We start from the raw sequence: 25,711 nt of genomic DNA on the forward strand, positions 1-25,711 counted from the left end.
GGGCTCGTGATCCGGCCCCATCGCCTGAGCCCACTAAAGTAAAGGCATGACCGAAACCCCCGCGCACACCTCTCTCTGGCCCGCCCCGCACGCGAGCGGCCCCGTCTTCGCGACGGTCCATGTGCCGGGGTCGAAGTCGGTCACCAACCGCGCGCTCGTCCTGGCCGCGCTCGCCGCCGAGCCGGGCTGGCTGCGCCGCCCGCTGCGCTCGCGCGACACGCTCCTGATGGCGGCCGCCCTGCGCGCCATGGGCGTCGGCATCGAGGAGGGCGTGGGCCCGGACGGTTCCGGCGAGGCCTGGCGCGTGATCCCCTCGGGGCTGCGCGGCCCGGCCACGGTCGACGTGGGCAACGCCGGCACGGTGATGCGCTTCCTGCCCCCGGTCGCGGCGCTCGCCGACGGCCCGGTGCGCTTCGACGGAGACCCCCGTTCGTACGAGCGGCCGCTGAACGGCGTGATCGACGCGCTGCGCGTGCTCGGCGCCCGGATCGACGACGACAACCGCGGCTCGCTCCCGATGACGGTGCACGGCGGCGGCGCCCTCGACGGCGGCCGGGTCGAGATCGACGCGTCCTCCTCGTCGCAGTTCGTCAGCGCCCTCCTGCTGTCCGCGCCGCGCTTCAACCAGGGGGTGGAGGTGCGCCACGTCGGCGGCCCGCTGCCCTCGATGCCGCACATCCGGATGACCGTCGACATGCTGCGCACGGTCGGCGCCCAGGTCGACACCCCGGAGTCCGGCGGCGAGCCGAACGTCTGGCGGGTCACGTCGGGCGCACTGCTCGGCCGCGATCTGACGGTGGAGCCCGACCTGTCGAACGCCCAGCCGTTCCTGGCCGCGGCCCTCGTCACCGGCGGCAAGGTCATCGTCCCCGACTGGCCGGAGCGCACGACGCAGCCCGGCGACCGGCTGCGCGAGATCTTCACTCTGATGGGCGGCTCCTGCGAACTGACCGAGCAGGGGCTCGAGTTCACCGGTTCCGGCTCCGTCCACGGCATCGACGTGGACCTGAGCGAGGTCGGGGAGCTGACGCCCGGCATCGCGGCCGTCGCGGCCCTCGCCGACTCCCCCTCCACGCTGCGGGGCGTGGCGCACCTGCGTCTGCACGAGACGGACCGCCTGGCCGCGCTCACCAAGGAGATCAACGAGCTCGGCGGCGACGTCACCGAGACCGCCGACGGCCTGCACATCCGGCCGCGCCGCCTGCACGGCGGGATCTTCCACACCTACGACGACCACCGCATGGCCACCGCGGGCGCGATCATCGGCCTCGCCGTGCCGGGCGTGGAGATCGAGAACGTGGGGACGACCGCCAAGACCCTGCCCGACTTCCCCGACCTGTGGGCCGGGATGCTGGGGAACTGACGGGCGGATCGAGATCATGCGCCGCTACGGCAAGAACCCCGACGAGGACGACATCCGCGTCCGCCCCAACCGCAAGGGCAACCGCCCGCGCACGAACATCCGCCCGAAGCACGAGGACGCCGCTGACGGCATGGTCCTGACCGTGGACCGCGGGCGCCTCACCGTCCTCATCGACGACATCCCGGTCACCGCGATGAAGGCCCGCGAGCTGGGCCGCAAGGCGGCCGTGGTCGGCGACCAGGTGTCCGTCGTCGGGGATCTGTCCGGCAAGAAGGACACCCTCGCGCGCATCGTCCGCATCGGGGAGCGCACCTCCGTCCTGCGCCGCACGGCCGACGACGACGACCCGTACGAGCGCGTGGTCGTCGCCAACGCCGACCAGCTGGCCATCGTCACGGCCCTCGCGGACCCTGAGCCGCGCCCGCGCATGATCGACCGGTGCCTCGTCGCCGCGTACGACAGCGGCCTCGACCCGCTCCTGGTCCTGACCAAGTCGGACCTCGACCCGCCGGACAAACTCCTGGAGATGTACGGGGCGCTGGGCGTCCCCTATGTCGTCACGAGCCGGGACGAGCTGGAGAGCGGGGCGGCGGTCGCCAGGGTGCGCGAGCAGCTCGACGGCAAGATCACCGTGTTCGTCGGTCACTCCGGCGTCGGCAAGACGACGCTGGTGAACGCGCTGGTGCCGAAGGGCAGCCGGCGTACGACGGGCCATGTCAACGCGGTCACGGGCCGCGGCCGGCACACCACGACGTCCGCGCTCGCGCTGCCGCTGCCCGACGATCACGGCTGGGTGATCGACACCCCGGGCGTGCGCTCCTTCGGTCTGCACTACGTCGACCCGTCCCGCGTCATCCACGCCTTCCCCGACCTGGAGCCGGGCACGGAGAACTGTCCGCGCGCCTGCAGCCACGACGAGCCGGACTGCGCGCTCGACGAGTGGGTCGAGCAGGGACAGGCCGATCCCGCGCGTCTGTACTCACTGCGGCGGCTGCTCGCCACGAGGGAGCGGCGCGAGGGCGACTGACCTCAGCGTTGTTTGCGACCGCCCCGCGACGGTAAGTGCATAATCGCACCAAGCCGGACGCAAGATCGAAACCGTACGAAGCGGTCACGGAAGTCGAAGATGCTGGAGGCAAGCACATGGCGTGGCTGCTGGTCATCGTGGCGGGGATTCTCGAGACCGGCTTCGCGGTCTGCCTGAAGCTCTCGCACGGCTTCACCCGCCTCTGGCCGACGATCGCGTTCTGCTGCTTCGCCCTCGGCAGCTTCGGCCTCCTCACGCTCGCCCTGCGCAAGCTCGACGTGGGTCCCGCGTACGCGGTGTGGACGGGCATCGGCGCCGCGGGCACCGCGATCTACGGCATGGTCTTCCTCGACGACCTGGTCTCCACCCTCAAGCTCGTCTCGATCTCGTTCGTGATCGTCGGCGTGATCGGGCTCCAGCTGTCGGGATCGGCGCACTGAACTGACAGGGGGCGGCCCTCGCGAGGCCGCGCGCCCTCAACACGGCTTCTCCGGCGGGCCGTTCACCCTGCTCGTTGCCGGTGATGAGGCAGCGCGTCCCGCACGAGGCGCGTGATGCCGCCCTCGCCGACGGGGGCGAGCAGGCAGGACAGCGCGAGCCGGACGGCCAGTTCGCAGTCGCGGGCCAGCTGGTCCGCCTCCGCCCTCGGCCGCCCCGCCGAACGGAGCGCGGCCGCGGCCCGCTCGCGGACCAGCTTCACCAGGTCGCCGGGACCAGGGAGCGGCCCGTCGGCCCGCCGCTGTGCGGGCACGGTGGACGACGAGGGCACCCCGCCGGGCACCGGGGCGGGCAGCCGCTCGCCCCAGCAGCCGGTGAGCACGGCCCTCACGAGTGCGCTGGAGTCGGCCGCGGTGACGGTCCACTCGGCGACGGCCTCGATCCCGGCCTCCTTCAGGGCGCGGTCGACGCCGGCCAGATAGGCGTCGGCCTCGCGCCGGACGAGGGCGCGCGCGAGCCCGTCCTTGGTACCGAACTCGTTGTAGAGGGTCTGCCGGGACACCCCGGCGACGGCCGCCACGTCGATCATGCGCACCAGGGACCAGGGGCGCCCGGCCAGCGCCGTACCGGCCGCGTCGAGCAAGGACTCCCGCGCTGTGGGCATCGTCGCCTCCCCACGCCGTAGCGGCTCAACCGCCAGGGTTGACGCGCCCGTGTGCCCTGTCAATAGCCCTCGCGAGCCGCCGGGCCCGGCGCCCTGTGGCCCCGGACCGACCTCGATCGATACTGTTCACCCATGCCCGACTATCACGATGATCTGCGTCTCGCCCACGTCCTCGCGGACGCCGCCGACGCGGCCACCATGGACCGGTTCAAGGCCCTCGACCTGAAGGTCGAGACCAAGCCGGACATGACGCCGGTGAGCGAGGCCGACAAGGCCGCGGAGGAGCTCATCCGCGGTCAGCTCAAGCGGGCACGGCCACGGGACGCGATCCTCGGCGAGGAGTACGGGATCGAGGGCACGGGCCCGCGCCGCTGGGTCGTCGACCCGATCGACGGCACCAAGAACTACGTACGCGGCGTGCCGGTCTGGGCGACGCTCATCTCGCTGATGGAGGCGGGCGAGGGCGGCTACCAGCCGGTGGTCGGTGTCGTCTCCGCGCCGGCGCTCGGCCGCCGCTGGTGGGCGGCGAAGGGTGCGGGCGCCTTCACGGGCCGCAGTCTGACGTCGGCCTCGCGCCTGCACGTCTCGAAGGTCGGGCGCCTCGCGGACGCGTCGTTCGCCTACTCCTCGCTGAGCGGCTGGGAGGAGCAGGGCCGGCTCGACGGCTTCCTCGACCTCACGCGCGCGGTGTGGCGCACGCGCGGTTACGGCGACTTCTGGCCGTACATGATGGTCGCCGAGGGCTCGGTCGACATGGCGGCGGAGCCGGAGCTCTCCCTGTGGGACATGGCGGCGAACGCGATCATCGTGACGGAGGCGGGCGGCGTCTTCACCGGCCTCGACGGGCGACACGGCCCGCACAGCGGCAACGCGGCGGCGTCGAACGGCCTGCTCCACGGCGAGCTCCTGAGCTACCTGCAGACGTGAGTGTCCCGCCGCTACGGCGTGCGGAAGCACCGTAGCGGCGCAACGGACCTTCCGCGCCCCCTTGTTGACGGGCCGAACGGCTGCGACTCTGAGAGTCCCCCCACTTGTGAACTTGTGAATCCGTTCTCCAGGTCGGGACCGGAGGCAATCCTTCGGCATCCCGGAGGTCGCGGATTCACCAAGGAGGTGGCTCACGCCCATGCTCGTCCGCGACGCCATGAGCACGGTGGTCCTCACCATCGGCCCCGCCCACACGCTGCGCAGGTCGGCCCGGCTGATGTCCGAGCGCCGCGTCGGCGCGGCGGTCGTCCTCGACCCCGACACCTGCGGAATCGGCATTCTGACCGAGCGCGACATCCTCAACTCACTCGGCCTCGGCCAGAACCCCGACCAAGAGACCGCCGGCACCCACACCACGACCGACGTCGTCTTCGCCGCCCCGGCGTGGACGCTCCAGGAGGCCGCCGAGGCCATGGCCCACGGCGGCTTCCGGCATCTCATCGTGCTCGACGACCAGGAGCCGGTCGGCATCGTGTCGGTCCGCGACATCATCCGCTGCTGGGCCCCGGCCCGGCGCCGGTCGACGACGCTGGTGAACTAGGACCTCGCGTCGGGCACACAAGAGGGCCGGCCCCCGAAGGGAGCCGGCCCTCTGCCTGCGTCAAGCGTCCCGGTCAGCCGCGAAGGGCCTGGACCGCGGCCTCGAGGCGCTTGCCGAAGTCACCGTCCGCCCGGCGGAAGTTGCCGATCGCGCGCTCGGCGATGTCGTCGCGGGAGACGCCCGCGATGTTGCCGGCGAGGTTCTCGATCAGGCGGGCCTTCTCGTCCTCGGACATCAGGCGGTAGAGGTCGCCCGCCTGCACGAAGTCGTCGTCCTCGACGTGCGAGGGAGCCTCGTGGTTGCCGGTGCCGCCGGTGACCGGCGTCGACACCCACAGCGGCCGGTCCGTCTGGAACGGGCCGCCGAAGGAGTTCGGCTCGTAGTTCTTCCCGCCCTTGTGGCGGCCGTCGTACAGGTAGCCGTCACGGGAGTTGGTGCGCGCCTCGGTGGCGTGCGGACGGTTCACCGGCAGGTGGTCGGCGTTGATGCCGACGCGGTAGCGGTGCGCGTCGCCGTACGCGAAGAGGCGGCCCTGGAGCATCTTGTCGGGCGAGGGGCCGATGCCCGGCACGAAGTGCGCGGGGCTGAAGATGGACTGCTCGACCTCGGCGAAGATGTTCTCCGGGTTGCGGTTGAGCTCCAGCTTGCCGATCTCGATCGCCGGGTAGTCCTCGTGCGGCCAGACCTTGGTGAGGTCGAACGGGTTGAAGCGGTAGTTCGCCGCGTCGGCCGCCGGCATGATCTGGACCTGCACGGTCCAGGACGGGAACTCGCCGCGCTCGATGGCCTCGCGCAGGTCGCGCTGGTGCGAGTCCGGGTCCTCACCGGCGAGCTTCGCGGCCTCCCCGGCGGTGAGGTTCTTGATCCCCTGGTCGGTCTTGAAGTGGTACTTGACCCAGAAGACCTCGCCGGCCTCGTTGTTCCACTGATACGTGTGCGAGCCGTACCCGTTCATGTGGCGCAGCGTCGCCGGGATGCCGCGGTCGCCGAAGAGCCAGGTGACCTGGTGCGTCGACTCGGGGCTCATGCCCCAGAAGTCCCACACGTTGTCGGCCTCCTGCGAGCCCGTGTACGGGTCGCGCTTCTGCGTGTGGATGAAGTCGGGGAACTTGATGGCGTCCTTGATGAAGAACACCGGAGTGTTGTTACCGACGAGGTCGTAGTTCCCCTCCTCCGTGTAGAACTTCAGCGCGAAGCCGCGGGGGTCACGCACGGCGTCCGCGGAGCCGAGGCTGCCGGCGACGGTGGAGAACCGCAGGAACGTCTCGGTCTGCTTGCCGACCTCGGAGAGGAACTTGGCCCGCGTCCACTGCGAGACGTCCCGGGTCAGCGTGAACGTGCCGTACGCACCCGCGCCGCGGGCGTGCACGATGCGCTCCGGGATGCGCTCGCGGTTGAAGTGCGCGAGCTTCTCGAGCAGCGCCTGGTCCTGGACCAGGACAGGCCCGCCGACGCCCGCGGTCTCGCTGTTCTGGTTGTCGGCGACCGGCGCGCCGGCCTCCGTGGTGAGCGGTCCCTGCGACGTCACGTGCGCCTCCTGCCCCGGTGCAAGCACCGGCTCCACTGGAGCGGCTTTTGCCGCGCCCTCATCTGCTGCAAGTCCTGTCCCTTGGCCAAAGCCGTTCCCGATCCTACAATGGACAATGTCTAAGTCAAGTAGACTTCCAAAGTCACACCCGTTCGGGACCTGGTCCCCCCGCCTGTTAGGCTGGCCCTCATGAGTGACCTGTTGGAACGACTGCGCGGACGCGGATGGCGTATGACCGCACAGCGGCGCGTCGTGGCCGAGGTCCTCGACGGGGACCACGTACACCTGACGGCCGATGAGGTGCACGCCCGCGCCGTCGCCAAGCTCCCCGAGATCTCCCGGGCGACCGTCTACAACACACTCGGCGAGATGGTCTCCCTCGGTGAGGTCATCGAGGTCGCCACGGACAAGCGGGCCAAGCGCTACGACCCGAACGCGCACCGCCCGCACCAGCACCTGGTCTGCGCCCGGTGCGGCGCGATCCGGGACGTCCACCCGAGCGGCAACCCCCTCACCGACCTCCCCGACTCCGAGCGCTTCGGCTTCACGATCTCGGACGTCGAGGTGACGTACCGGGGCGTCTGCCCGAACTGCGCGACGGCGTAGCGCACACGAATCCTCCGAAGAGGGCCCGCACCGAACGGTGCGGGCCCTCTTCGCGTGCCCGTTTCGCGCACCCCTTTGGTACGCATCTCAACAACCCGCCCCCTTCCCCAATCTGACGACCCGTCATATCGTCGGCGGCGCCCACCTCCACCGCACCCCGGGAGGGAAACCGTGGGAGATCCGCACCCCAAACTCCAGGCCCGCACGCTCACCCGGTCCTTCGGCCGAGGCCACCGCACGGTGGCGGCCCTCGGCCCCCTCGACCTCACCATCGCCTCCGGCGAGTTCACCTGCGTGGTCGGCCCCTCCGGCTGCGGGAAGTCCACCCTCCTGCGCATCGCCGCCGGTCTGCTGCGCCCGACCGCCGGTGAGCTGGCCATCCGCACCGACAGCGCCCGCCCGGCCGCGATGATCTTCCAGGACTACGGGATCTACGACTGGAAGACGGTCCTGGCCAACGTCCGCTTCGGCCTCGACATCCAGAAGGTCCCCCGCAAAGAGGCAGACGCCCGCGCCACCGACTGGCTCACCCGCATGGGCCTCGCCGACTTCGCGGACGCCTATCCGTCCGCGCTGTCCGGCGGCATGCGCCAGCGCGTCGCCATCGCCCGCGCGCTCGCCGTGGAGCCCGAGATCCTCCTCATGGACGAGCCGTTCGCGGCCCTCGACGCCCAGCTGCGCACGATCCTCCAGGACGAGCTCCTCGACCTCACCCAGACCACCCGCACCACCACCCTCTTCATCACCCACAGCCTGGAAGAGGCGATCGTGCTGGGCGACCGCGTCCTCGTGATGTCGGCGCGGCCGGGCCGCATCATCGCCGAGCGCCGCCCGCCGTTCGCCCGGCCGCGCACCGGCGACATCCGCTCGACGCCCGAATTCACCGCCCTGAAAGGCGAGTTGTGGGATCTGCTGCGGGGCGAGGTACGGCGCGACGAGGTGGTCCCGGCATGACGACGACCGCCCCGAAGGAAGACACGACGCTCCTGGTGAGACGGCCGGGCCCACAGGAGCTGCACCCCGCCCGCACCCACCGCAGGCGCCGCGCCCTCGAACTCTCGCTCGCCGTCGCCGTCCCTCTCGTCCTGGTCCTGCTGTGGCAGCTCGCCGCCACCCAGGCGTGGATCGACGACCGCGTCTACCCGGCGCCGTCCACGATCCTCGTCGACGGCTGGCACCGCGCCGCGGACGGCGACCTGTGGCCGGACGTGTGGGCCACCCTCAAGCGCGTGCTCGCCGGATACGCGATCGGCACCGTCACCGGATACGCCCTCGGCCTCCTGATGGGCTCGCTCTCCGTCGTCCGCGCCGCCCTCGAACCCATGCTGGACGCCCTCTACGTCGTCCCGAAGCTGGCCCTGCTGCCGATCTTCCTGAACATGTTCGGCCTGGGCGAGGGCCCGCAGATCGCGCTGGTCGCCGCGACCGTCTTCTTCTTCGTCTGGATCTCCACGATGGCGGCGGTGCTCGCCGTCCCCTCCGGCCACCGGGACGCCGGCCAGGTCTTCGGCGCCTCTCCGTGGCAGATGTTCCGGCACGTCCTGCTGCCCGCGTCGCTGCCCGCGGTCCTGGTCGGCGCCCGCATCGCCGCGGGCGTCGCGGTCCTCGTGATCGTCGCCTCGGAGCAGATCGCGGCCACGAACGGCCTCGGCCACCTGATCTTCGACGCCCGCGCCCTCTTCCAGAACGACGTGATGTTCGTCGGCATCGTCTGTGTCGCCGTGCTCGGCGTCGTCTTCTCCGAACTGGTGCGCATCGCGGGCCGGCTGCTCACCCCGTGGGCTCCGCGCGACCGCGGCCGCGGCCAGTCCTGACCTCCACCGCCCCTTCCCGTACGGAGAATCCATGCGCACCAGACTCGTCTGTACGACCCTGCTCGCGACCGGCACCCTGCTCGCCTCGGCCGGCTGCGGCGGCAACAGCGACTCCTCGCCGGACACGGCCGCGAAGCCCCGCACGGTCAAGGCGGTGGCGGGCTGCGGGAAGACCGGCTGGACCGATCCGTCGGACCTGGCCGCCGACCGCGCACCCGCCCGCTGCGACAAGGGCACCCCGGCCCCGGTGAAGCTCACGAAGACCCGCAAGCTCACCATCGCGACCGGCACCCTGAGCGCCGAGTACGTGGCCCCGCTCGAACTGGCCGTACAGAAGGGCGAGTTCAAGAAGGAGGGTCTCGACGTCACCCTGAAGGTCCTGCCGACCCCGGACGCGCTCCCGCTGCTGGCCAAGGGGGACATCGACGCACAGTGGGCGGCGCCCGAGGCCGCGGTGATGAACGGCGTCAGCGGCGGCTTCGACATCAAGTGGGTCGCCGGGAACTTCTCCCCGGACCCGAAGTCCAAGAGCGGTATGTGGGTGCGACTGAAGAAGGGGCAGAGCCCGGACCACGTCCCGATGGCCGGACGCAGGCTCGGCACGATGATCGGCAAGGGCTCGGTCATCTCGTACCCCATGGACAAGGCGCTGAAGAAGCACGGCGGCGGCCTTGACAAGATCCAGTTCCAGCAGCTGGGCTCGGCCGACGTCCTGACCGCGCTCCAGAACGGCGGGGTCGACTCGGCATGGCTGCTCGACCCGGTGTGGCGCAAGGTCGACGGCGACAAGCGGTACGCGTTCCTGGGCGGTCAGCCGCTCGGCGAACCCCTCGGCGGTCTCCTGTTCGGCCCGAAGCTCCTCAAGGAGGACCCGGACGCCGGGGTCGCGCTGCTGCGCGCGTACATCCGCACGGTCAACACGTACTTCGCGGGCGACTACAAGAAGGACCCGGCGTTCGTCGCCGACCTCGCCGGGCTCCTGAAGACCGACAAGGCCGTACTGGAGTCGACGCCGTCGCTGCGGATGGACTGGGAGATCAGGGCAGGCACGACGGACCGGCTCCAGGCCGCGTACCGTGCGGCCGGCGTCTCCAAGGGGGACCCGCTTCCGGAGGACAAGGTCGTGGACCGGGCGCTGTACGGGGAGGCGGTGGGCCACAAGCCGTGACCCCGGGCTCACCCGGCCGGAAACAGAGCTGAGGCCCGAAACCATTGGTTTCGGGCCTCAGACCTTCAGTAGCGGGGACAGGATTTGAACCTGCGACCTCTGGGTTATGAGCCCAGCGAGCTACCGAGCTGCTCCACCCCGCGTCGGTAAACACGACTCTACGCGACCGCCCCCGACCAGCGCAAATCCCTTCCGGCGCCTGGCCTGCACGGGTGCGAACAGGCGGAAAAGGCCGGCGAAACGGGGTGCGGCGGGGCCCGTCCGGACCCCGCCGCACCCCGATGTGGCCTCCGCTACGCGGACAGCTCCGACCGCAGTGCGTCCCGCAACCGCCCGGCCCGCTCGGCCACCTCGGCCGGACCGAGCTCCACCGCCCGGTGCGCCCACCGCTGCCCCTCGACGAGGTCGCCGCGGCGCGCGCACAGCAGCGCGAGCCGCAGCGCCGCGCGCCCGTGACCGGCGTCGGCCGCGCGCGTCCACCACAGCGCGGCCTCCGGCTCGCTCCCCTCGCGGGCGAGCAGCAGCCCCAGGTTGAACGCACCGTTGCGCGAGCCCGCCTCCGCGGCCTCGCGGTACCAGCGCGCCGCGCAGACGATGTCGCCCCGCGCCGCGGCCAGCATCCCGACGCGCACCTGCGCGCGCCGGTGCCCCTGCTCGGCGGCCCGCTCGTACCACTCCTCGCACTCGGCGCGCTCACTGACGCACTCGCCGAGCGCGGGGGGCCCGACCGGGGGCTGCCGCGCGTCGAGGACCGTGGCCAGGCGGTACGCGCCCTCCGCGCTGCCCCCGCCTGCGGCGCACCGCAGATGCCGCTCGGCGTCCCGCTCGTCGCCGTCCCGCAGCCGGGCGATCCCGGCCTGGAGCGCGGCCTCGGTGTGCCCGCCCGCCGCGGCCCGCTCGTACCACTGGAGGGCGGCGCCCTCGTCGTCCCGGCCGGCGTACAGGATGCCGAGGTTGAAGGCGGCGTCCACGCTGCCCGCCTCGGCGGCCTTGGAGAACCACGGCTCGGCGCCCGCCGCGTCGCCGCCCTGGAGAAGCAGCACGGCCAGCGCGTTCGCCGCCTCGCGGTGGCCCGCGTACGCGGCACGCCGGTACCACTGGTCGGCCTGCGCGGTGCGGCCCTGCTCGGCGCAGAGCAGGCCGAGGTTGTACGCGCCGTTGATGTCGCCCGCGTCCATGGCGGCGCGGTACCAACGCTCGGCGGTCTGGGTCTCGCCGCGCTGGGCGTGCAGCGCGCCGAGCGCGTTGGCAGCGTTGCCGTCGCCCTCCTGGGCGGCGCGCAGCCACCAGACCCCGGCGCTCTCCTCGTCACCGGCGTCGCGCAGCAGGAAGCCGAGCGCGCAGGCGGCGCGGGGCTCGCCGTCCTTCGCGGAGTTCAGGTACCAGCGGCCGGCCTCCTTGAGCTCGCCGCGCTTCTCCAGGATCGCTCCGAGGTGCAGGGCGGCACGGCGGTGTCCGCGCGCGGCGGCCTGGCGGTACCACTGTTCGGCCTCCGCGGCCGCGGGCAGCTTCCTGCGGGCGCCGGTCGCGGTCGCGTCGCCGGGGGCGTCGCTGTCGTCGGCGGGCGCGGGCGCACCACGCAGCGCTCCCTCGGGACGCTCCTGTGCGGCACGCCGGTCGAGGGTGCGGGCGAGCCGGTAGGCGGCCTCGCGATGGCCGTGCTCGGCGGCGGCGCGCATCCAGCGCTCGGCGCCGACATCGCTGCGGTGTTCGAGGAGGTCGGCCAGCGCGTACGCGCCGAGGGCGTGGCCCTGTTCGGCGGACTGCCGCAGCCAGTACTCGGCGGCGGGCTCGTCGCCGCGCTCGCGGTGGTGGCGGCCGAGCGCGTGCGCGGCGGGGGCGGATCCGGCGACGGCGGCGATGCGCCACCAGCCGGCGGCCTCGTCCGCGTAACCGCGCTGGTGCAGCAGGACACCGAGGTTGTTGGCGGCGGCGCGGTCGCCCGCGGCGGTGGCAGCGCGCAGCTGGGGCTCGGCTCCGTCGAGGTCACCGCGGCGCAGCAGCATGGCTCCGAGGACACTCATCGCCTCGACGTCGCCGGACTCGGCGGCCGGCCGATGGCGTTCTTCCTCTGCGGCCGCCCCGGGTTCCTCCCGGTCGGCCGGCTGCACAAACCGCCCTGTCTCCAACAGAGTTGCCTTGTCCCCCATAACGTCCATCGTCGCACCACCTGCAACCTGGGTACACCTGGTATACCGCAGCCAGTGAGGTCACTACAGCGTTTTGTCGACATGCCCACAGAGAGATAAGTGAAACACGAAAACCTCAACTACCCCCGGGAGAGGCACGCTTCGCACGTACAGACGGTTCCCACGCACACGACGAAGGCCCGGATCCTGAAAGATCAGGATCCGGGCCTTCGTCTTCAGTAGCGGGGACAGGATTTGAACCTGCGACCTCTGGGTTATGAGCCCAGCGAGCTACCGAGCTGCTCCACCCCGCGCCGTTGTGTTCAAACCGTACCACGGCGCGAGGTGGGTCTTCGCTCAGCTGCTCGAGCCCCCACTGTCCTTGTCGGCGCTCTGATCAGCGCTCTTGTCGCTGGACTTGTCGGCGCTCTTGTCCCCGCCCTTGCCGTCGCCGGCCGCCTTGTCGGCCGCGGACTGGGCCTTCTCGGCACGCTGGAGGGCCTCCTCCAGCTTGTCCTGCGCGTCGGCGTAGGCGTGCAGGTCGCCCTTCTTCATGGCGGCCTGGCCGTCCTCGAAGGCCTTCTCGGCGTCCGCGAGGGCTTCCTTGACGGTGGAGTTCTCCGGTGGCTTCGTGGTGTCGCCACCGGGCTTCTCCGGCTCGGCGGGCTGCGCGCCGTCCACGCCGAACGCCTGGTTCAGCGCGTCCCCGAGGTTGTCGGCGAATCCCGTTCTGTCGCCGTAGGAGACCGCGACCTTGCGCAGCAGCGGATACTCCGCGTTGCGCCCCTGTGCGTAGATCGGCTCGACGTACAGGAAGCCCTTGTCGAGCGGCACCGTCAGCAGATTGCCATACAGGACCGTCGAGTCGGCGCCCTTCATGTCGCGGACGAAGTTCGCCACGGAAGACAGGGAGTTGAGCTTGTTCTGCACCTGTTCGGGGCCGTAGACCTTGTCCTCGGTGACCCGCAGCAGTCTTATCGTCCCGTAGTCCTTGCTGGTGGCATCGGCGTCGACCGCCATGAACGCGCGCAGGTTGGGGCGCCCGCTCGGGGTGAACGTCGTCGTCAGCGAGAACTGCTGGTCGCTCTGGCCCGGCATCTTCATGGACAGGTAGTACGGCGGGACCGCGCTGTTGTCCTTCTTCGTCGGGTCGTTCGGGACCTGCCACGCATCGGACGCGTTGTAGAACTGGTCGGAGTCCGTGACGTGGTACAGGGACAGCAGTTCGCGCTGCACCTTGAACATGTCCTGCGGGTACCGCAGATGGTCCTTGAGCGCCTGCGGGATCGCGCTCTTGGGCTCGACCGTGCCGGGGAACGCCTTCTTCCAGGTCTTGAGGACCGGGTCCTTGTCGTCCCACGTGTACAGCTTCACCGTGCCGTCGTAGGCGTCGACGGTGGCCTTCACCGAGTTGCGGATGTAGTTGACCTGGTTCTGCTGGGCCACCACCGCGCGCTGGTTGTCGCCCTCGTTGAGGGAGTCGGCCGTCGTGTCACCGAGCGTCGTACGGGACGCGTACGGGTATCCGTTCGACGTCGTGTACGCGTCGACGACCCACTGGATCTTGCCCTTGACGACCGCCGGGTACGCGTCGCCGTCGATCGTCAGCCAGGGGGCTACCGCCTCGACGCGCTCCTTGGGCGTGCGGTTGTAAAGGATCTTCGAGCCCTCGCCGATGGCTCCCGAGTACAGGATCTGCGGCTCGCTGAAGGACACCGCGTACGCGGCGCGGGTGATCGGGTTGGAGAGTCCGACGCCGCCCTCGCCGCTGTAGCTCGTGGTCTTCTGGGTGCCGTCGTCCTGCTCGTAGTCGAGCTCCTTCTGGGGCCCGCCGACGATCGAGTACTGGCGGGTCTTCTCGCCGTAGTAGATCCGCTGCTGGTACGAGCCCAGGGTGCCGCCGGCGGGCAGGCCCGACTCGGTGAACAGGGGCGCGCCCGGGGAGTCCGGGTCGGTCTGCGTGCCCTTGGCCGCGACCGCTCCGAAGCCGTGCGTGTAGGTGAAGTGGTCGTTGATCCAGTTCCGCTTCTCGACGCCCGCGAGGTTGAGCTCACGCAGGCCGATGACGGTGTCCTGGCCCTTGTAGCGGTCGACGTCGAGGGTCTTCGGGAACTGGTAGTACTTCCGCTCCTGCTCCAGCTGCTGGAACGTCGGCGAGACCACGTTCGGATCGTTGACCCGGTAGCTGGCCGCCGAGTCGGCGTCCGTGCGCTGCTTCTTGGAGTCCTTGACCGTGCCCTTGCCGGTGTAGTCCACGGGGGACACCCCGGCGATCCCGTACGCCTTGCGGGTCGCCTCGATGTTCTTCTCGATGTACGGGGCTTCCTTGGACTGCTCGTTCGGCTGCACCTGGAACTTCTGCACGATGGCCGGGTACAGGCCGCCGATCAGGATCGCGGAGAGCACCATCAGGCCGAAGCCGATGACGGGCAGCTGCCAGGTGCGCCGCCACAGCGTCGCGAAGAACAGCACGGCGCAGATCGCGGCGATGCAGAACAGGATGGTCTTGGCGGGCAGATACGCGTTCGCGTCGACGTACCGCAGGCCCGTCCAGTTGTCCGTCGCCTTGAAGTCGCTGGACTTCACCGCGAGCCCGTACCGGTCGAGCCAGTACGCGACCGCCTTGAGGGCCACGAACACGCCGAGCAGCACGGAGAGATGGCCGGTGGCCGCGGCGGTGGCGCGCGCGCCGGGGCTGGTGATCCGCAGCCCGCCGTACAGGTAGTGGGTCAGCGCGGCCGAGATCAGGGAGAGGATCGTCGCCGCGAAGCCGAAGCCGAGCAGGAACCGGAACCACGGCAGGTCGAACGCGTAGAAGGCCACGTCGAGGTGGAACTGGGGGTCCTTCTGGTGGAACGGCACGCCGTTCACCCACATCAGCCACGTGCGCCACTGGGTGGCGGCGGAGGCGCCCGCGATGAGGCCGACCAGCGCCGTGATGCCGACCAGCAGCCACTTCTTGTACGGCGCGATGCTCATGCGGTACCGGTCGAGGCTCTGCTGCTCCATCGACATGGCGCTCAGCGGGGGCCGCAGCCGGTGCGCGAGCCAGATGTTCAGCCCGACAGCGATCGCCATCAGCAGCCCGAAGACGAAGAACAGCCCGATCTTCGTCCACAGGGTGGTCGTGAAGACGGACGAGTAATTGACCGATCGGTACCAGAGCCAGTCGGTCCAGAACCCTGCGAACATGACGAACGCCATGCCCAGCACGGCAAGGACGCCGAGCGTCATGAGCAGGGAACGGACTCGCCGGGACGGTCGGCCCACTCTCATCCGTGGCCCCGTCGGGCCTCCGCCGCGGTCCGGCATCTGGAAAGCCAAGGTGCGCACCTCGAAAAGTTCGAAATCGATCGGTCAGGCCCCCGTGATCGCGGACCCATCACCTATGCAACTTACTCACGCTTTACTCAGTTCCCGGTTCCGGGTACTAACGAGGCAGGATTGTGACCATGTCCAACACTCCCATGGCAGCCAGCCCGCTCACCCGGGCCGTACTCGAGATCGACGAGTACGCCTCCGGCCTCGGCTGGGACCAGCCCGCCCGCCTCTTCGCCCTCGTCGACACCGCCCGCCTGCGGGCCCAGGAACCCGGCCTCGCGGCCCAGCTCGGCCTGGACGGCGAGCAGGAGGCCGCGGCCTTCACCCCGATCGAGCAGGACGAGGTGCCCGCCGACAAGCCGCTCGACGAGTTCCTCGGCACCATCGCCTGGCCCGACCCGGTGGTCGGCTGCGCCCTGACGGTGGAGCGGCTGATGCTGCCGCCGTCCGCGGAGGCCTCCGTTCCGGAGGGCCTCGGTGAGGCGGAGCTCGCCCGGTGGGTGGCGAAGCACCCGGGCCGTCAGGAGGTCCGGATGACGGTCGCGGTGCTGCGTGACGGTGCGCGCGAGTCGGCGCTGCGCCTGCGCGAGAAGGACTCCCCCACCGAGGTCCTCACCGGGTCGGACCTGGTCCCGGGCCTGGCCGAGGCCCTCGCGGCGACGTTCGCGGAGTAACACCCTCACTGCACGGAGGGGGCGCCGCACGGTGTGCGGCGCCCCCTTTCATGAACCTCGTGTCACCCCTTGACCGTGCACTTCGGCAGGTCGGCGGTGTTGCCCGAACGGATGTCCTTGAGCGCGTCCATCGCGTCGTCGATGGTGTTGACCTTGACGAGGGTGAGTCCGCCCGGGACGTCCTTGGCCGCCTCGGCGCAGTTGTCCTTCGGGGTCAGGAAGTAGCGCGCGCCCTTGCCGCGGGCGCCGACGGTCTTCATCTGGATGCCGCCGATCGGGCCGACTTTGCCGTCGTCGTCGATGGTGCCCGTACCGGCCACGAACTTGCCGCCGGTCAGGTCCTCGGGCGTCAGCTTGTCGACAATGCCGAGTGCGAACATCAGTCCGGCGCTGGGGCCGCCGACGTCGGCGAGCTTGATGTCGATGGCGAACGGAAACGTGTGATCGGTGCCGGCCTGGATGCCGACGATCGCACGGCCGTCCTTGGCCTTGTCCGTGGTGACCGTGACGTTCCGCGTGCGGGTGGCCTCCTTGCCCTCCTTCTCGGCGGCGGCCGCGTCCTTGACGGGCACGATCGTGAAGGAGACGTCCTCGCCCGGCTTGTGCTTGGTGACGAGCTTCGCGACGTCGGCCGGCTTCTCGACCTTGACGCCGTCGACGGCCTTGATCACGTCACCGGCGTGCAGCCGTCCCTCGGAGGGGCTGCCCTTGATGACCGACTGGACGATCACCCAGGACTTCACGGGGATCTTCAGCTCGTTCAGGGCGGCGACCTTGGCGCTCTCCTGGGACTGGCTGAACTCCTCGGCGTTCTCCTGCGAGGACTGCTGCTCGGTCTTGCCGTCGGGGTAGAGCGTGGCGTGCGGCACGACGATGCTGTCGTGCGCGAGCCAGCCGTAGACCGCCGAGACGAGGTTCATGTTGTAGTCGGCGCTCGTGACCCGGACCGTCGTCATGTTGAGGTGACCGGTCGTCGGGTACGTCTTGCGGCCGGAGATCTGGAGCACCGGCTCGCCGTCGTGGTCCCCGAGCGTGTTGACCGTCGGTCCCGGGGTCATCTCCGCGTACGGAACTTTGATGAGCACTCCCGCGCAGAGCAGCGCGATCAGCATCAGGGTCGAGGCGAGCATCGTCGCGGTGCGGCGTGGCATGGAACGACAGTACGGGACCGGTCTGTCAGTGCACCGCTGGGGCGTCCGTCCGGGACTCGACTCCGGACGGCGAGTCGGCAGCCGGGGCGAGGTGATCCGTTTCCGTCCCGGTGTGCGCGCGTTCCATCGCCTCGCGGAAGCGGGCGTACCCGTTGAGTTCCGTCACGTCGCCGGTCTTGCGGTTCCGTGCGGCCCAACTGCCCCACAAACCGGCGCCGACCGCTGCGACAAGCGGAATGAGCAGCCACAAGAGCGCCGCCATGCCGGACCTCCGACCCGTGAGCCATTACAACTGACTGATCAGCAGATTAACCATCCACTGCGTCAACGCTCGCCGCCGGGGTGCGGTTACGCAACCGGAACCGCCCGTGTGGGCGAAGGCGGGGATCGTGGCCGGGGTCCGGGAGGTCAGCAGGCGCCGACCCACTCCTCGGTGCCGTCCGAGAACTTCTGGTGCTTCCAGATGGGTACCTCGTGCTTGAGGTCGTCGATCAGCTTGCGGCAGGCCTCGAAGGCCTCGCCGCGGTGCGGGCAGGACACGGCGACGACGACCGCGATGTCGCCGACCGCCAGATCGCCCACCCGGTGGACGGCCGCGAGCGCGCGCACCGGGTACTGGGCGACGACCTTCTCGGCGACGGTCCGCATCTCGGCCTCGGCGGAGGGGTGGCACGAGTACCCGAGCGCGTCGACGTCGGCGCCGCCGTCGTGATTGCGCACCGTCCCCACGAACAGCGTCGTTCCGCCCGCCGCGTCCTCCCCGACGGCCCGGAACACCTCGTCCACGGACAAGGGCGTGTCGCGGATCGCGATGAGCCGGATGGGGTCCTGCGCCGGCTGCTCTCCGGGGTGGTCGTTCGTGGTGCGTGCCATGAGGTCATGGTGCCGTACGCGGCCACCGGCACGGAATAGCGCTTTCCACCGGCACGCGCGCGTAGTGGGTTGGAGCCTCCTACAGGGAGCGCCGGTCCGGCAGCCCGCCGGGGCGGGGCGTCAGATCCTGCGCCTGGCCTTGCGGGCCCGGCGCACGACGGCGGCCGCACCGAGCAGGGCCACGGTGGCTCCGGCCGCTCCGGCGGCGGTCGCGTCCTTGCGTCCGAGGCGGCGGCCCGCGACGGTGTGCCGTCCGGCGACCTCTTCGAGGAGTTCGGCGAGGACCTCCTCGTTGGTCCACTGGGGGCGCCATCCCGCGTCGTGCAGCCGGCTCACGCTGACCACCCAGGGGTACATCGTGTACGCGAGGTCGCCGGCGGGGGACGGGGTGAGCCCGATCCGGTGAAGCCGGGCGGCGGCGCCCAGGGCGACCGCCGAGGGCAGCTCCATGCGGCGGATCCCGCTGAGCTCCTCGACCTCCTCCTGCTCCAGCCAGCCGTCGCAGCCGACGGCGAGTTCCCCTTCGGCCTTCTCCAGGACGGCGTACTCGAGGGCGCTGCACAGGTCCTCGACGTGGCAGAACTGCCAGGCGGGCCGGGATCCCGCCACGACGAGGAGCCTCGGCGACTCGAAGTACCTGGTCAGGGCGGTGTCGGTGCCGCCGACGAGGGTGGCGGGGCGGACCACGGTCACATTGAGTCCCGGGTGGGCGCGCGGCGCGCGGCGGGCGAGCCGCTCGACCTCCAGGAGATCGCCGACGCCGGTGGCCTCCGCGGTCGCCCGCAGTTCGGCGTCCTCGGAGAGCGGCAGTTCGTTGTCCTCGAGCGCTCCGTAGACCATCGCCGAGGTGCACAGGACGACACGGTGCACGCCGGCGGCGGCCGCGGCGGTGAGCACCGTCTGGGTGCCGCGCACGTTGTACGCCGTACGGGCGGCGGGGTCGGTCTCCAGGTCGAGGTCGAGCGCGAGATGCACGACGACGTCCGCGCCGCGCAGCTTCTCCGCGATCGCCGGGTCACGCACGTCCAGGATGTGCCAGGTCGCGGACGCGCATTCGCCGCGCCGCTCGTCGATGGCCAGGACCTGCTTGATCTCGTCGGATGCGGCGAGGCGCTCGGTGAGGAGCGCGCCGACGCCGGAGGCGGCACCGGTGACCGCGACGACGGGGCCGCGCCCACCGGAACTGGTCGAAGGGTTTCGCGCTGCGCGAACCTGTGGATCTGGGGAACTCACCGGGCGTCTCCAGCGGTTGTATTCAGTACGTACGTGTATGACGCGTACGTACCAGGAGGCATCCATCCTGCCGCAGGCCATGAGTCGGCGGAGCACCGAGGCCCGATCGCGCCACGGTGTCTACGCTGGGTGTGTAGTCGGGCAAACGCCGCCGGGACAGAACCGGTGGCCTTACCAGCCGAGGAATCCCGTGAGTGACACCCCATTCGGATTCGGCCTTCCGCCGGAGGAGCCGGACGACGGCGACGAGGGCAAGAAGAAGGATCAGCAGGGCGGTGGCGGTCAGGGCCCTGCCAACCCCTTCGGTTTCGGAGGGCTGCCCGGCGCGGGCGGCGGGGAAAACCCGTTCGCCGCGATGTTCGGTTCCCTGAACCCCAATGACCTGGGAGCCGCCTTCCAGCAGCTCGGCCAGATGCTCTCGTACGAGGGCGGCCCGGTGAACTGGGAGATGGCCAAGGACATCGCCCGTCAGACGGTCTCCCAGGGCACCGCAGACGGCACCAAGGACGCGAGTGTCGGCCCCGCCGAGCGCTCGCAGGTCGAGGAGGCCGTGCGCCTCGCCGACCTGTGGCTCGACGACGCGACGTCGCTGCCGTCGGGCGCCGGGTCCGCGGTGGCGTGGAGCCGCGCCGAGTGGGTCGAGGCGACCCTCCCGGTGTGGAAGGAACTCGTCGACCCGGTCGCCGAGCGTGTCGGCCTGGCCATGGGCGACGTCCTTCCCGAGGAGATGCAGGCCATGGCCGGCCCGCTCATCGGGATGATGCGCTCCATGGGCGGCGCCATGTTCGGCTCGCAGATCGGGCAGGCCGTGGGCGTCCTCGCGGGCGAGGTCGTCGGCTCGACCGACATCGGTCTGCCGCTCGGCCCGGCCGGCAAGGCGGCGCTCCTGCCGGGGAACATCGAGGCGTTCGGCAAGGACCTCGGCATCCCCAAGGAGGAGGTGCGGCTCTACCTGGCGCTGCGCGAGGCCGCCCACCAGCGGCTCTTCTCGCACGTGCCGTGGCTGCGTTCGCACCTGTTCGGCGCGGTCGAGGGGTACGCGCGCGGCATCAAGGTCGACACGGCGAAGCTGGAGGACGCGGTCGGCCAGCTCGACCCGCAGAACCCGGAGCAGCTGCAGGAGGCCCTTCAGCAGGGCATGTTCCAGCCGGAGGACACTCCGGAGCAGAAGGCCGCCCTGGCCCGCCTGGAGACCGCTCTCGCGCTCGTCGAGGGCTGGGTCGACGCCGTGGTCCACGCGGCCGCGAAGCCGCGCCTGTCGTCGGCCGACGCGCTCCGTGAGACGCTGCGCCGCCGCCGGGCGACCGGTGGCCCCGCGGAGCAGACGTTCGCCACGCTGATCGGCCTGGAGCTGCGTCCGCGCCGTCTGCGGGACGCCTCGCGGCTGTGGGCCTCGCTGACGGACGCGCGCGGTGTGGACGGGCGCGACGGCCTGTGGGCGCACCCGGACATGCTGCCGACGGCCTCGGACCTCGACGACCCGGACGGCTTCGTGCACCGCGAGCAGCTGGACTTCTCCGAGATCGACAAGATGCTCGGGGAGGCGGCGCGCGGCGGCCTGGACAAGCCGAACCTCTCCAAGGAGGACGACTCCAAGGGCGACGGTCCCGCGGACGGTCCCGAGGGCGACTCCAAGGACGACGAGGGCAAGTGACGCTGCACGACGACGCGGTCCTCGTACTGAAGGCCTACGAGGGCCAGCCGGAGCTGCGCCAGGCGTACCTGGACCACCTCTCGGCCCATCCCGAGGACGGCATGTGGAAGGCCTGCACGGACGGGCATCTGACGGCGAGCGCGCTGGTCGTCGACCCGTCCCGCGGGCGGGTGCTGCTGACGCTGCACAAGAAGCTCCAGATGTGGCTGCAGATGGGCGGCCACTGCGAGCCGGGTGACCTGACGCTCGCCGACGCCGCGCTGCGGGAGGCGACCGAGGAGTCCGGCATTCCTGGGCTCACGCTCCTGCCGGGCGGCCCCGTGCGGCTCGACCGGCATCCCATCCCGGGACCGTGCACGCGGCATCTCGACACGCAGTACGCGGCTCTCGCTCCCGCCGACGCGGTTGCCGCCATCAGTGACGAGTCACTCGATCTGCGCTGGTTCCCGTACGACCAGGTCGCGGATGTGGCGGACGAGTCCGTCGTGCGCCTGGTGGAGGCGACGCGCGCCCGATTGTGAATGGGCATGTGTAAGGGGCGGCCACCGCGGTGGCCGCCCCTTACACATGCCTCATGGCTGTTCTTCAGGGATCAGCTCCAGACGTTGCCCTGGTTCTGGCCGCGGGCACCCTGCTGGCCCATGCCGTACTGGGCGCCGAGGCCCTGGCCGATCACCGCGTTCTGCGGGGGCAGCAGCTCGCTGGGCTGCACGAGGGCGTACCCCTGGCCCATGAAGCTGAGCTCCCAGCCCTCCCCCGTGTTGCCGCGGCGCCGCCACACTCCGGAGGAGTGCGTCTGGGCCTGCATCTGCACGCGCAGGCCGTTGGACCAGGCGACGATCGCGTCCGCGTCGGCGTTGACGTAGCGGTCCGGGGTGACCTGGAGCATCAGCGGCTGCCCCGACGTCATCAGGGCGACCTTGCCGCGCCCGGTGATGTTGAGCTGGTACTTGCCGGAGCCGGAGATGCCGTACTGGCTGTCGACGGCGACGACCTGGTAGCTGAGCGAGGAGTCGAGCGCGAGGACGTAACTGCTGTCCACGGTCAGACCGTCCTGCTCGACCTCCACCACATGGATGTACTGGGCGAGATTGGCGAGATAGACGGTGCCCTGCCCGTGGCAGCGCATCAGGTCCAGGCCCTCACCGGTGCTGGCGCGGGCGCGCCGCTGACCGGAGGTCTGGATCTCGCCGTCGAACTCGACAAGCCCCTGATAGGCGACCATGGCGCCCTTGCGGGCGAGGATGTCGTCGTGGCCTTCCAGGGTGACCTGCAGCATCTGCGGGTTCTGGACGGCGTAACGCTCCTGGGTCTGCTGCGCGGAGTGCGCGAAAAGCGGGCTCTGCATGGTGTTCCGTTCCCCCTCAGCCCCGGACTCGGAGGCGGTCGGTGCTGTCCTCACTGGGCTGTACGACGACGATGCCTTCCCCGGAGAAGCCCATCTGGTAGGCCTCGCCGCTGCCGCGCCCGATGAGCGAGCCGGCCTTGAAGCTGCGCTTGCCCTTCACCTTGAGGTTCGGGGACCAGGCGATCAGCGCGTCCGGGTCGACGTACGTCTCGTCCTCGCCGCGGCCGCAATCGACGACGATGGGGGTGCCCCGGGACGTGAGGGCGACATAGCCCTGCCCGGAGATCTTGATGTTCCACAGGCCCTGGCCGGCGAACTTGGCGAGGCCCTTGACGCGCTCGACGCCCCACTGGAGGTGCGCGTCGAAGGCGAGCAGATTCGTGCCGTTCACCGAGATCGAGTCGCCGCCGAGGTTGATGACGACGATCTCGGCTCCGTAGTCGGCGAGGTACAGGATGCCGTCTCCGGTGGCCTTCATCAGGGGCGCGCCCTCGCCGGTGATCCAGTCGCGGGCGATCTGGCGGACGGCGGGCGGGTTGGGCTCGTACTGGACGAACCCTTCGTAGGCGACCATCGAGCCCACGCGCGCGAGGAGGTCGTTGCCGGTCTGCATGGCGACCTTGAGCATGTTGGCGCCGTGGTTCTCCATGCGGGCGGCTACCGGGGTCGGGGCGTAGCCCGCGAGCGGCTGGTTCATGACGGGCTCCCTCAGACCTCGAACGGCTGGACGACGATGAAGTTCCCTGGCGCACCCCGGAACTGGAGGTTCACGCTCTCCCCGCTGTGTCCCGGGTAGGCGTTGTAGCGCATGCGCACCTGGCTGGACACGATCGCCTGCGCGGCGGCCGACCAGGCGACGACCGCGTTGCAGTCGGCGAACGTCGTCGGTGTCACGGGCAGCACGACGGGCGTGCCGTGCGTCTTGACGACGACCGTGCCCGTGCCCTGGAACTGCATGACGAACAGGGCGCCGCCGGGAATGCCGTGCCCCTCGATCCGGCGCACCTCGTGCTGGAGGCTCTCGTCGAACGCCAGCACGCTCTCCGCTGATACGCAGATCGCGTCGCCCTGGAGCTCGATGGGGTGCAGATGTGTGGCCTCTTCCGCGAGGAAGACCTGGCCGCGGCCGGTGCAGCGCATCAGCTGCATCTCCTGGCCGGTCGCGTTGCCCACGATCCGGCCGGCGAAGCCCGCGCCCTTGTAACTGAACTCGACCTTGCCCTGATAGAGCACCATGCTGCCCTGACGGGCGAGCACCGGCTGGTCGCTGGCGCCGAGGTCGACGCGGATCAGCTTCTTGTTCTGCAGGGTCCACCGCTGACCGGTGGGCGCCTCGCGGAACGCCGAGAGCGCGGCGGCGACACCGGGAGCACCTCCGCCCTGCGGCACACCCTGAGGTGCCCCGTACGGCGACGGAGCGCCCTGCTGGCCGGGGAACTGACCGGGCGGCTGCTGCCCGTAGCCGGGAGGCGCGGTCGGCTGACCGTAGCCCGGCGGCGGGGTCGGCGCCTGGGGCTGCTGCCCGTAGCCGGGAGGCGCGGTCGGCTGACCGTAGCCCGGCGGCGGGGGCGCGGTCTGACCGGGCACCTGTCCGATGGGCGGCGCGTGCGGGGTGGGCGCGGCCGGCGGCTGCATGGTGCCGGGCGGTGTGGCCAGCGGCGCGATGATCGTCGGCGCGGCGTGCACCGGCGGCGGGGCCGGGGCGGGCGCGGGCGGCGGCGTGGCTCCCTGCGGCGGCGCGTATCCCTGCTGCGCGGGCGCGGGCGTCGCGGGCGCGCCGAACGCGGGTGGCGCCGCGGCCTGCGCGGGCGGCGCGAACGACGGCGCACCGGACTGCTGCGGCGGCGCGGCGGCGGGCTCCTCCTCGGCGACCTCACCGCCGAAGTTCTTCAGCAGCGCGTCGAGTCCACCGTCGAAGCCCTGCCCGACGGCCGCGAACCGCCAGACGTCCTTCAGATAGAAGTCGCCCAGCATCACGGCACGTTCGGTCGAGAACTCCGTGCCGTTGAACGAATAGCGGGCGACCTCTTCGCCACCCGCGACGATCCGTACGTATCCGGGGGCGATCTGCGACATCTGTCCCGCACCGTCGATCGTCGCGGTGAACGAGAGCTTCTGGATGTTCGCCGGGATCCGGTCGAGGGTGACGCGGAAGGACTCGCTGTCGCCGGCCTGCGCACCGAGAAGCTGAATCGACTCCTCGGGCGACTTCGGCTGGTTGAAGAAGACGAAATACCGGTCGTCCGAGAGCCGTTCGTCGGCGTCAAGACCGAAGCAGCTGATGTCGAAGGTCAGCCCGGGCCCCGTGATCTGCACGCCTACGTACAGATCGGTGCCCGCGGTGAGGTCACTGATCCTGGCCTTGTGGCCGCGTTGGAATTCCCTGGCCATACGTAACGACCGTCCCCCATCCCGAAGGTGAATACGTCGCGTCAGGCTAACCGCTCACGCCGACAGCGGCGGCAGCCGGTACAGCCCTGGTACACAACGGGCACCTGGCGGGCGGAATCAGCGAAGGGGCGACGGACGGTCAGGCCGGGCCCGGACGTTCACTCCTGTGCGGTCATTCCTCCGCAGTCACTCTTCGCGGGCGGCCGGCAGGTGCGGCAGACGGTCGGCCGCGACGACACCCTCGAGATAGCCCCGCGCCCGCTCCGTGCGCGGATACGCCTCAAGGAGACGCCAGAACCGCGGCCCGTGCCCCGGCACCAGCAGATGCGCCAACTCGTGTACGAGTACGTAGTCGACGACGTACTCCGGCATTCCCTGCAGCCGGTGCGACAGCCGGATGCTGCCCTCGGACGGCGTGCACGACCCCCAACGCGTGTTCTGATTCGTCACCCAGCGCACGGACGTGGGACGGGCCCGGCCTTCGAAGCACTGCTCGGACAGCCGCTCCGCCCGCTCGGCGAGCTCCGCGTCCCCCAGGACCCGCTTGCTCTCCTGCGCGGCCAGCTTGTCGAGCATGACGTTGACCCAGCGCTTCTCCTCGGCCTCCGACATACGGGCCGGAATGAGGACGACGGTCCGGTCACCCTCGCGATACGCGGAGACCGTCCGGCGTCGCCGGGCGCTCCTGCGGACCTCCACCGCGCTCGCCCTCGGGCCGCTCGGCGGCGGGCTGGTCGTGCTGCGCTGCGTGTTCGTGGCACGGTGCAGTGGGTCGGCGGGCACGCCCCGACGTTACCCGCT

General features: G+C 70.8%; 24 protein-coding genes and 2 tRNA genes. 12 read left to right on the forward strand and 14 right to left on the reverse strand.

Translation table 11 applies throughout. From position 1 onward, the window contains the following. The first annotated feature begins 46 nt into the window (after positions 1-46). The 3 genes from aroA (at position 47) to OHO83_RS17965 (ending at position 2,830) form a co-directional block, all read left to right on the forward strand. The gene (gene aroA / locus OHO83_RS17955; RefSeq protein WP_266673956.1) at positions 47-1,363 is read left to right on the forward strand and encodes a 3-phosphoshikimate 1-carboxyvinyltransferase; all 1,317 of its coding nucleotides are present in this window, start codon (positions 47-49) and stop codon (positions 1,361-1,363) included. Positions 1,364-1,379: 16 nt separating this feature from the next. Then, entirely contained in the window at positions 1,380-2,390 is a 1,011-nt protein-coding gene (gene rsgA / locus OHO83_RS17960) for a ribosome small subunit-dependent GTPase A (RefSeq protein WP_266673954.1), read from the forward strand. A 116-nt stretch (positions 2,391-2,506) separates the two neighbouring features. Beyond that, positions 2,507-2,830: a DMT family transporter gene (locus tag OHO83_RS17965; RefSeq protein WP_266673952.1), complete on the forward strand. Its 324-nt coding sequence runs from the start codon at positions 2,507-2,509 to the stop codon at positions 2,828-2,830. A 62-nt stretch (positions 2,831-2,892) separates the two neighbouring features. Here the strand turns inward: OHO83_RS17965 and OHO83_RS17970 are convergent, their stop codons facing one another. Further along, a complete protein-coding gene (locus tag OHO83_RS17970; RefSeq protein ID WP_266673950.1) occupies positions 2,893-3,492 on the reverse strand; it encodes a TetR/AcrR family transcriptional regulator in 600 nt (199 codons plus the stop codon). A gap of 132 nt (positions 3,493-3,624) precedes the next feature. On the opposite strand from OHO83_RS17970, the gene hisN reads away from it, so the two are divergent. Next, positions 3,625-4,419: a histidinol-phosphatase gene (gene hisN / locus OHO83_RS17975; RefSeq protein ID WP_266673948.1), complete on the forward strand. Its 795-nt coding sequence runs from the start codon at positions 3,625-3,627 to the stop codon at positions 4,417-4,419. A 199-nt stretch (positions 4,420-4,618) separates the two neighbouring features. Further along, positions 4,619-5,020, forward strand: coding sequence for a CBS domain-containing protein (locus tag OHO83_RS17980; protein ID WP_266673946.1), 402 nt, complete (start codon positions 4,619-4,621; stop codon positions 5,018-5,020). Between the two features lie 73 nt (positions 5,021-5,093). On the opposite strand, the gene OHO83_RS17985 is transcribed toward OHO83_RS17980, so the two are convergent. Next, positions 5,094-6,575: a catalase gene (locus OHO83_RS17985; protein ID WP_323186916.1), complete on the reverse strand. Its 1,482-nt coding sequence runs from the start codon at positions 6,573-6,575 to the stop codon at positions 5,094-5,096. A 162-nt stretch (positions 6,576-6,737) separates the two neighbouring features. On the opposite strand from OHO83_RS17985, the gene OHO83_RS17990 reads away from it, so the two are divergent. The 4 genes from OHO83_RS17990 to OHO83_RS18005 all read left to right on the forward strand — a co-directional run bounded on the left by OHO83_RS17990 (position 6,738) and on the right by OHO83_RS18005 (position 10,136). Further along, positions 6,738-7,154, forward strand: coding sequence for a Fur family transcriptional regulator (locus tag OHO83_RS17990; RefSeq protein WP_266673942.1), 417 nt, complete (start codon positions 6,738-6,740; stop codon positions 7,152-7,154). Positions 7,155-7,325: 171 nt separating this feature from the next. Continuing rightward, positions 7,326-8,108 carry an ABC transporter ATP-binding protein gene (locus OHO83_RS17995; RefSeq protein WP_266673940.1) on the forward strand — a complete coding sequence of 261 codons (783 nt, stop codon included), beginning with the start codon at positions 7,326-7,328 and terminating at the stop codon, positions 8,106-8,108. Beyond that, on the forward strand, positions 8,105-8,968 hold the full coding sequence (locus tag OHO83_RS18000; protein ID WP_266673938.1) for an ABC transporter permease: 864 nt from the start codon (positions 8,105-8,107) through the stop codon (positions 8,966-8,968). The genes OHO83_RS17995 and OHO83_RS18000 overlap by 4 nt, the downstream gene beginning before the upstream one ends. Before the next feature lie 31 nt (positions 8,969-8,999). Then, a complete protein-coding gene (locus OHO83_RS18005; RefSeq protein ID WP_266673936.1) occupies positions 9,000-10,136 on the forward strand; it encodes an ABC transporter substrate-binding protein in 1,137 nt (378 codons plus the stop codon). Positions 10,137-10,205: 69 nt separating this feature from the next. On the opposite strand, the gene OHO83_RS18010 is transcribed toward OHO83_RS18005, so the two are convergent. The 4 genes from OHO83_RS18010 to OHO83_RS18025 all read right to left on the reverse strand — a co-directional run bounded on the left by OHO83_RS18010 (position 10,206) and on the right by OHO83_RS18025 (position 15,577). After that, positions 10,206-10,279: transfer RNA gene (locus tag OHO83_RS18010), tRNA-Met, on the reverse strand. Positions 10,280-10,429: 150 nt separating this feature from the next. After that, on the reverse strand, positions 10,430-12,295 hold the full coding sequence (locus OHO83_RS18015; protein WP_266673934.1) for a tetratricopeptide repeat protein: 1,866 nt from the start codon (positions 12,293-12,295) through the stop codon (positions 10,430-10,432). A 210-nt stretch (positions 12,296-12,505) separates the two neighbouring features. Continuing rightward, positions 12,506-12,579: transfer RNA gene (locus tag OHO83_RS18020), tRNA-Met, on the reverse strand. A 43-nt stretch (positions 12,580-12,622) separates the two neighbouring features. Next, a complete protein-coding gene (locus OHO83_RS18025; RefSeq protein WP_266676616.1) occupies positions 12,623-15,577 on the reverse strand; it encodes a UPF0182 family membrane protein in 2,955 nt (984 codons plus the stop codon). A 140-nt stretch (positions 15,578-15,717) separates the two neighbouring features. Here OHO83_RS18025 and OHO83_RS18030 point away from each other — a divergent pair, with 140 nt between their 5' ends. After that, the gene (locus OHO83_RS18030) at positions 15,718-16,260 is read left to right on the forward strand and encodes a PPA1309 family protein (RefSeq protein ID WP_266673932.1); all 543 of its coding nucleotides are present in this window, start codon (positions 15,718-15,720) and stop codon (positions 16,258-16,260) included. 62 nt (positions 16,261-16,322) lie between these two features. On the opposite strand, the gene OHO83_RS18035 is transcribed toward OHO83_RS18030, so the two are convergent. The 4 genes from OHO83_RS18035 to OHO83_RS18050 form a co-directional block, all read right to left on the reverse strand. Then, positions 16,323-17,411 carry a YlbL family protein gene (locus OHO83_RS18035; protein WP_266673930.1) on the reverse strand — a complete coding sequence of 363 codons (1,089 nt, stop codon included), beginning with the start codon at positions 17,409-17,411 and terminating at the stop codon, positions 16,323-16,325. A gap of 25 nt (positions 17,412-17,436) precedes the next feature. Next, a complete protein-coding gene (locus OHO83_RS18040; RefSeq protein WP_266673928.1) occupies positions 17,437-17,673 on the reverse strand; it encodes a hypothetical protein in 237 nt (78 codons plus the stop codon). 146 nt (positions 17,674-17,819) lie between these two features. Then, the gene (locus OHO83_RS18045; RefSeq protein ID WP_266673926.1) at positions 17,820-18,284 is read right to left on the reverse strand and encodes a molybdenum cofactor biosynthesis protein MoaE; all 465 of its coding nucleotides are present in this window, start codon (positions 18,282-18,284) and stop codon (positions 17,820-17,822) included. Positions 18,285-18,404: 120 nt separating this feature from the next. Beyond that, a complete protein-coding gene (locus OHO83_RS18050; protein WP_266673924.1) occupies positions 18,405-19,517 on the reverse strand; it encodes an SDR family oxidoreductase in 1,113 nt (370 codons plus the stop codon). Positions 19,518-19,707: 190 nt separating this feature from the next. Here OHO83_RS18050 and OHO83_RS18055 point away from each other — a divergent pair, with 190 nt between their 5' ends. Together OHO83_RS18055 and OHO83_RS18060 are read left to right on the forward strand one after the other, a co-directional pair. Continuing rightward, positions 19,708-21,171: a zinc-dependent metalloprotease gene (locus OHO83_RS18055; RefSeq protein WP_266673922.1), complete on the forward strand. Its 1,464-nt coding sequence runs from the start codon at positions 19,708-19,710 to the stop codon at positions 21,169-21,171. Further along, a complete protein-coding gene (locus OHO83_RS18060) occupies positions 21,168-21,692 on the forward strand; it encodes an NUDIX hydrolase (RefSeq protein WP_227297121.1) in 525 nt (174 codons plus the stop codon). Before OHO83_RS18055 ends, OHO83_RS18060 begins: the two co-directional genes overlap by 4 nt. 71 nt (positions 21,693-21,763) lie before the next feature. Here the strand turns inward: OHO83_RS18060 and OHO83_RS18065 are convergent, their stop codons facing one another. The 4 genes from OHO83_RS18065 to OHO83_RS18080 all read right to left on the reverse strand — a co-directional run bounded on the left by OHO83_RS18065 (position 21,764) and on the right by OHO83_RS18080 (position 25,693). Beyond that, a complete protein-coding gene (locus OHO83_RS18065; protein WP_266673920.1) occupies positions 21,764-22,519 on the reverse strand; it encodes an AIM24 family protein in 756 nt (251 codons plus the stop codon). A gap of 16 nt (positions 22,520-22,535) precedes the next feature. Further along, the gene (locus OHO83_RS18070; RefSeq protein ID WP_266673918.1) at positions 22,536-23,216 is read right to left on the reverse strand and encodes an AIM24 family protein; all 681 of its coding nucleotides are present in this window, start codon (positions 23,214-23,216) and stop codon (positions 22,536-22,538) included. A gap of 11 nt (positions 23,217-23,227) precedes the next feature. Further along, positions 23,228-24,910 (reverse strand): TerD family protein, encoded by a 1,683-nt coding sequence (locus OHO83_RS18075; RefSeq protein WP_266673916.1) that lies wholly within the window; start codon positions 24,908-24,910, stop codon positions 23,228-23,230. A 186-nt stretch (positions 24,911-25,096) separates the two neighbouring features. Continuing rightward, a complete protein-coding gene (locus tag OHO83_RS18080; protein WP_116510229.1) occupies positions 25,097-25,693 on the reverse strand; it encodes a M48 metallopeptidase family protein in 597 nt (198 codons plus the stop codon). Between the last annotated feature and the right edge of the window lie 18 nt (positions 25,694-25,711).

The organism is Streptomyces sp. NBC_00569 (assembly GCF_036345255.1).
Classification (GTDB): Bacteria; Actinomycetota; Actinomycetes; order Streptomycetales; family Streptomycetaceae; genus Streptomyces.